At 69.3% G+C, this 5,737-nt stretch carries 6 protein-coding genes and 1 pseudogene; 6 read left to right on the forward strand and 1 reads right to left on the reverse strand.

The window, feature by feature from the left end; translation table 11 throughout:
• From cobA to PKH97_RS12975, 6 genes are all read left to right on the forward strand, one after another.
• A partial coding sequence (gene cobA, locus PKH97_RS12950) for a uroporphyrinogen-III C-methyltransferase (protein WP_324387909.1) occupies positions 1 to 948 on the forward strand: 948 nt, incomplete at its 5' end.
• A 9-nt stretch (positions 949 to 957) separates the two neighbouring features.
• Positions 958 to 1,677, forward strand: coding sequence for a CbiX/SirB N-terminal domain-containing protein (locus tag PKH97_RS12955; protein ID WP_324387910.1), 720 nt, complete (start codon positions 958 to 960; stop codon positions 1,675 to 1,677).
• A 44-nt stretch (positions 1,678 to 1,721) separates the two neighbouring features.
• Entirely contained in the window at positions 1,722 to 3,599 is a 1,878-nt protein-coding gene (locus PKH97_RS12960; RefSeq protein ID WP_324387912.1) for an ABC transporter ATP-binding protein, read from the forward strand.
• 83 nt (positions 3,600 to 3,682) lie between these two features.
• Positions 3,683 to 4,714, forward strand: coding sequence for an inorganic phosphate transporter (locus PKH97_RS12965; protein WP_324387913.1), 1,032 nt, complete (start codon positions 3,683 to 3,685; stop codon positions 4,712 to 4,714).
• A gap of 20 nt (positions 4,715 to 4,734) precedes the next feature.
• A complete protein-coding gene (locus PKH97_RS12970) occupies positions 4,735 to 5,007 on the forward strand; it encodes a hypothetical protein (protein ID WP_324387915.1) in 273 nt (90 codons plus the stop codon).
• A gap of 45 nt (positions 5,008 to 5,052) precedes the next feature.
• On the forward strand, positions 5,053 to 5,430 hold the full coding sequence (locus tag PKH97_RS12975; RefSeq protein ID WP_324387916.1) for a hypothetical protein: 378 nt from the start codon (positions 5,053 to 5,055) through the stop codon (positions 5,428 to 5,430).
• Positions 5,431 to 5,436: 6 nt separating this feature from the next.
• On the opposite strand, the pseudogene PKH97_RS12980 reads toward PKH97_RS12975, so the two are convergent.
• Positions 5,437 to 5,737, reverse strand: a pseudogene (locus PKH97_RS12980) (hypothetical protein); the annotation flags it as partial.

Genomic DNA, 5,737 nt, shown 5'->3' on the forward strand with positions numbered 1-5,737 from the left:
GATCTGTTTCGCGCCGTGCGCAAGCACCTGGCGGACGCCGACGGCATCCAGGTCGCCGTCACCGCGGGCGGGGACCCTCGGCGCGCAACGGCGCTGCGCGATGCGATCCTCGTCGCTCTGGACACCGGAGAGCTGCCCAGCCGCCGGCAGCGTGGTAACGACGCTCGACAGGAGCCGGCCGGGCGGGTCGCCCTCGTCGGGGGAGGGCCCGGCGCCGAGGATCTGATCACCGTCCGTGGCCGCCGCCTGCTCGCGCAGGCGGACGTCGTCGTGGCCGACCGCCTCGGCCCCACGACCGCGCTCGCCCACCTGGCGCCCAACGCGCTCATCGTGCCCGTGGGCAAGACGGCCGGTCATCACCCGGTGCCGCAATTCGAGATCAATGAACTGCTCGTGCGCCACGCGAAGGAGGGCGCCCAGGTGGTCCGCCTCAAGGGCGGCGACCCCTTCGTTCTCGGCCGCGGCGGTGAGGAGGCCTTGCACTGCGCGGCGCACGGCATTCCGATCGAGGTCGTGCCCGGTGTGACCTCCGGCATCTCGGTCCCCGCCGCCGCCGGCATCCCGGTCACCCACCGGGGCATCACCGCCTCCTTTGTGCTCGCCTCAGGCCACGACGGGCCCGCGTCCGTGCTCGCCGCCGCCCGCGACGCGGCACCCGATGCCACCCTGGTGCTCCTGATGGCGGTCTCCGCGCTCGCCACCATCGCCGAGGGGCTCATCGCCTCCGGCCGCGCCCCCCGCACCCCGGTGGCGATCATCGAGTCCGGCTGGACACCCGGGCAACGCACGACCGTCACCGCTTTGGAGCGCGCCGCTGCCGACGCCCACCGCGTCGGTGTTCGGGCCCCGGCGGTGATCGTCGTCGGCGACGTCGTCGCGGTTCGCGAAGAACTGCAGCTCCTCTCCGGGTCGGCCGAGCCCTTTGCTGGGCCGACCGCGTCGGCTTAGCTCGGACGTATGACGCCACTTCCCGACGACGCCGTGGCGGCCACCATCGTGCTGCTCGCGCATGGGTCGCCCGATCCGCGGCACGCTCACGGCATCGAGGCACTAGCCGCCCGCGTCGCCGTGCTCGACCCCGGCCGCGAGGTCCGGATCGCCTATCTCGATCACCATGGCCCGACCCCGGGGCATATCGGTCACGTGCTGTCGGTTGCGGGTGCCGACCGGGACGTCGTGGTCGTTCCGGCGCTGCTCAGCCGCGCCTTCCATGTCGAGGTGGACGTCCCCGATGCGGCCGCGGCGTTGGCCACGGCATACGGGCGTCGCGTCCTGCTGGCGGACGCTCTGGGCCCGGACGCGGCGATCGGGGAGGCCATCGGGGAGCTCCTGCGGCGGGATCGTCCGAGCGCCGACGTCGTCGTCGTCTACGTCGCCGGGAGTTCGCGGCGTGCCGCCGTCGACGAACTGCTCGCCGCGATCGCTGCGGGTGTGCCGCCTGGCCCGCACTATGCCTTCGCCACCCTGGACGACTACAAACCCCTGGACGATGCCGTCGGCCACCTTAACGGGGGCGCCCAGGTGGTCGGGGTCTCGGCGATGCTCGCCGAGGGGGTGTTGCGCGACCGGATGGTCGCGCGGTGCCGCGCCGACGGCATACCTTTTGTCGGGGGCGTGCTCGGGGATACCGATGCGGTGGCACGGCTGGTGCTGGCCCGGGCCGCTGCCGCGCGGTGACCCACACGGGAATCGTTGTCGGTGCCTGACGGTTGACTTGGGCCATGAGCACGTCGCCCTGGCAAGTGATGCACAGCCTCACCCGCGACGGCAGCGTCGCCCAGACCGCGCTGCCGCCCGGGACCGCGCGTCGCGTTTTGACGTATGCCCGCCCCTTCCGCGCGGTCATCGCGGCCTTCCTCACGCTGGTGGTCATCGACGCACTCTTCGTCGTCGCCACCCCGCTGCTGCTCGCCCGGCTCGTCGATCGCGGGGTCATCCCCGGCGACAAGGCGCTGGTCATAGAGCTGGCCTCGATCATCGCCGTCATCGCCGTCCTCGACGCCGGCGTCTCGGTCTTTTCGCGGTGGTATTCCGCGCGCATCGGCGAGGGGCTGATCTATCACCTGCGCACGCAGGTCTTCGGACACGTCCTGCGGCAGCCGATCGCCTTTTTCACCCGCGCGCAGACGGGTGCCCTCGTCTCTCGCGTCAACAATGACGTCATCGGGGCTCAACAGGCCTTCACCAGCGTGCTGTCGAGCGTGGTGAGCAATATCGTCTCACTCACCCTGATCGTCGCTGCCATGCTCGCGCTGTCGTGGCAACTGACCCTGGCGGCGCTCGCCCTTGTCCCCTTCTTCCTGCTGCCCGCCCGGTGGATGGGGCGTCGGCTCGCCGCCCTGGCGCACGAGCAGATGAATCTCAATGCCGAGATGGGCTCCCGGATGACCGAACGCTTCAACGTGGGGGGAGCCCTGCTCGTCAAGCTCTTCGGTGACCCCGAGCGCGAGGATCGCGAGTATGCCGATCGCGCCGCCCGCGTCCGTGACATCGGGATCAAGATCGCGATGAACCGCACGATCTTGTTCATCGCGTTGACGTTCATCGCGTCGCTGGCGACAGCGATGGTCTACGGCTTCGGTGGCGTCATGGCCATCGACAAGACCCTGACCGTCGGCACCCTCATCGCCCTCGCCACGCTGCTGGCCCGCCTCTACGGGCCGCTGACCACCCTGAGCAATGTGCGCGTCGACGTCATGACGGCCCTGGTCTCATTCACCCGTGTCTTCGAGATCCTCGACCTGACCCCCGCGATCCGCCAGGCCCCGAACGCTCAACCCCTGCCGGGGGGAGCCGTTGGCGTGGAATTCGACCAGGTCGACTTCCGCTATCCCGGCGCGGATCAGGCATCGCTGAAGTCGCTCGAGACGACGGTGTCCGGGGACCGGTCCGCCGGGGCTGTGGTGCTGCGCGAGGTGACCTTCTCGGCGGCGCCGGGCGAGCTGGTCGCCCTCGTCGGCCCTAGCGGTGCGGGCAAGACGACGATCACCAATCTCGTTGCGCGCCTTTATGATCCGAGTTCCGGGACGGTCCGGCTGCAGGGGATGGATCTGCGTGACGCCACGTTAGCTTCGGTCACCGGCGCGGTCGGCGTGGTGACCCAGGAGTCGCATCTCTTCCACGACACCATCCGGGCCAATCTCCTCTTCGCGGCTCCCGAGGCGACCGAGGAGCAGATCCATGCCGCTCTCGAGGCGGCGCAGATCGGCGGCTTGGTGGCCGGCCTGCCCAATGGCCTCGACACGGTCGTCGGTGACCGGGGCTACCGGCTCTCCGGCGGTGAGAAGCAGCGACTGGCCATTGCTCGCTTGCTGCTGAAGGGGCCGGGCCTGCTTGTCCTGGACGAGGCGACCGCGCACCTGGACAGCGAGTCGGAGTTGATGGTGCAGCGCGCCCTCGACACCGCGCTGGCCGGCCGCACTGCCCTGGTCATCGCCCACCGCCTCTCCACCGTTCGCCGGGCCGACCAGATCCTCGTCGTCGACGGCGGCCGCATCGTCGAGCGTGGCCGCCACCACGAATTGCTCGCGGCCGGTGGCTTGTATGCCGATCTCTATCGCACCCAATTCAGCGAGGCGGACGCGCCCGTCGCGGGGTGAGTCTTGCCTCTCTTCCCAAATACGAGGGCGAGCCCTACAGTCGGCGCCGGATGAATTCCAGGTGAACGGAAGGCAAAGACGCCATGACGAGCTTGACCGCGCTAGCGGTGCTCGCCGTCGTCCTTGTCGTGCTCTTCGACTACACCAACGGCTTCCACGACGCCTCCAACATCATTGCAACCGTCATCGCCTCGCGAGCGATGACCCCGATCCAGGCGGTCGTCATCGTCGCGACCTTCGAATTCCTCGGGCCCCTGCTCGGTGGCACGGCGGTGGCCAACACCATCGGGAAGTTCGTCGAACTCGGCGACGTGGATGCGCGACGCGCGATCCTGATCATTCTCGCGGGCCTGGTCGGCGCGATCGTGTGGAATCTCGGGACCTGGTGGCTCGGCATACCGTCATCGTCATCGCACGCGCTGACCGGCGGCCTGTGCGGCGCCGTCGTTGCGAGTGTCGGTGCGGGCCACGTGATCTGGGGCTTCGGCGAGCTGGGACGCGGGCATGTCACGGGCGTGACCAAGGTGCTCATGGGGCTACTGCTCAGCCCGGTCGTCGGCTTCGTCATCGGCTTCCTGCTGCAGAAGATCTCCGCCCTGCTGCTTCGTCGCGCCCGGCCGAGCGCCAACACCGGGCTGCGGCGCGCCCAATGGGTGACCTCGGCGTGGCTGGCCTTCTCGCACGGCGCCAATGACGCCCAGAAGTCGATGGGTATCTTGACCCTCGTCCTCCTGCTCGCAGGGCGGATCGCCGACTTCGCCGTGCCCTTCTGGGTGATGTTGATATGCGCAAGCGCGATCACCTGCGGGATCCTCTCGGGCGGGTGGCGGATCGTGCGGACCGTCGGTTTCGGCATTTACAAGATCCGGCCCATCCACGCACTCGATGCCCAACTGACCTCCGCCGGCGTCATCTACGCCGCCTCCCTGCTCGGCGCACCGGTCTCGACCACCCACGTCGTCTCGTCCTCGATCATGGGCATCGGTGCCGCCGACCATGCCCGCGAGGTGCGTTGGGCCAAGGCCAAGGAGATCCTCACCACCTGGCTGGTCACGATCCCCGGATCAGCCGCCGTCTCCGTGGTGACGATCCTGATCATCCGACTCTTCTGGTGACCCCCGACAAGGAGCGCCCAATGGACACCGAGCACGGACCGATGCGGCTGGTGCGCCGGGTCTTCCCCAAGAACCCGGACTTCTTCGATCTGCTCCGCGCGCAGTCCATAGGAGCGGTCGCGAGCCTGGAGTTGCTCGTGGAGTTCATGGAGTCCGACGGTGACCCGGACTTCGGGGCCCGGGTCAAGGACAACGAGATCGCGGCCTCGGCGATGAAAGAGGCCAGCATGAACGCCCTCAATGCTGCCTTCTCGACCCCGATGGACCGCGAGGAGCTCTACCGAGCGATCTAGTCCCTGCACCGGCTGACCACCTATGCCCGCACGACGGTTCGCGAGATGGAGGTGCTCCGCGTGGCGCCGGACGCACACACCATCCGGATGGCGTCGCTCCTGCTGGAGGGCGCCCGGGCCCTGGACGAGGGCTACGGCAAGCTCGAACACGAGACGGCGATGGCCGAGGGCCTGGCCGACCGGGCCCGCATCAGCGAACGGCGCGTCGAGAAGGAATATCGCAAGGCCCTTGCCGAGCTCTTCGACCCGGCCGAGGACGTGCGCCGCCTGGAGTCGCTGGACGGACCGACGGGGCCCGCGGCCTACGCGATGGTGATGGACGTCTTCAAACGCCGTGAGGTCTATCGGCACCTGTCCAATGCCGGCGACCGGGTGGCACGGGCGGGTGACACCCTGCACGACATCGTGGTGAAGTTGGTCTGACGGCACTCAGACATCCTCTTCGTCCCAGATCCGCACCTTGCCGCGCTCCGTCGCGCGCGGCCTCCGCCGAGCGACCGGGCGGGCTTCGGCGCGGGTGTCGAGAGCGTCGGTGGGCGGGGAAGCCGAGCCGGGTGCCTCCGATACGTCCGCGGCCACTCCTTCCTCGCGACGCAGTCCGAAGAAGATCAGGATGAAGCCCAAGGGCATGCTGACCCACCACTGATAGGCGTAGGCCTGGTGGGGCCCGAGCCCGGTGTCGGGCAAGCCGAGCGGCGTCGGCACGCCGCCCGCGGTCGGGGTCGAGGCG

The organism is Nostocoides sp. (genome assembly GCF_035343835.1).
GTDB lineage: Bacteria > Actinomycetota > Actinomycetes > Actinomycetales > Dermatophilaceae > Nostocoides_A > Nostocoides_A vanveenii.

Coding starts and splice junctions, on each gene's coding strand:
- PKH97_RS12955 (WP_324387910.1), top strand. CDS start 958: ATGACGCCACTTCCCGACGACGCCGTGGCGGCCACCATCGTGCTGCTC.
- PKH97_RS12960 (WP_324387912.1), top strand. CDS start 1,722: ATGAGCACGTCGCCCTGGCAAGTGATGCACAGCCTCACCCGCGACGGC.
- PKH97_RS12965 (WP_324387913.1), top strand. CDS start 3,683: ATGACGAGCTTGACCGCGCTAGCGGTGCTCGCCGTCGTCCTTGTCGTG.
- PKH97_RS12970 (WP_324387915.1), top strand. CDS start 4,735: ATGGACACCGAGCACGGACCGATGCGGCTGGTGCGCCGGGTCTTCCCC.
- PKH97_RS12975 (WP_324387916.1), top strand. CDS start 5,053: ATGGAGGTGCTCCGCGTGGCGCCGGACGCACACACCATCCGGATGGCG.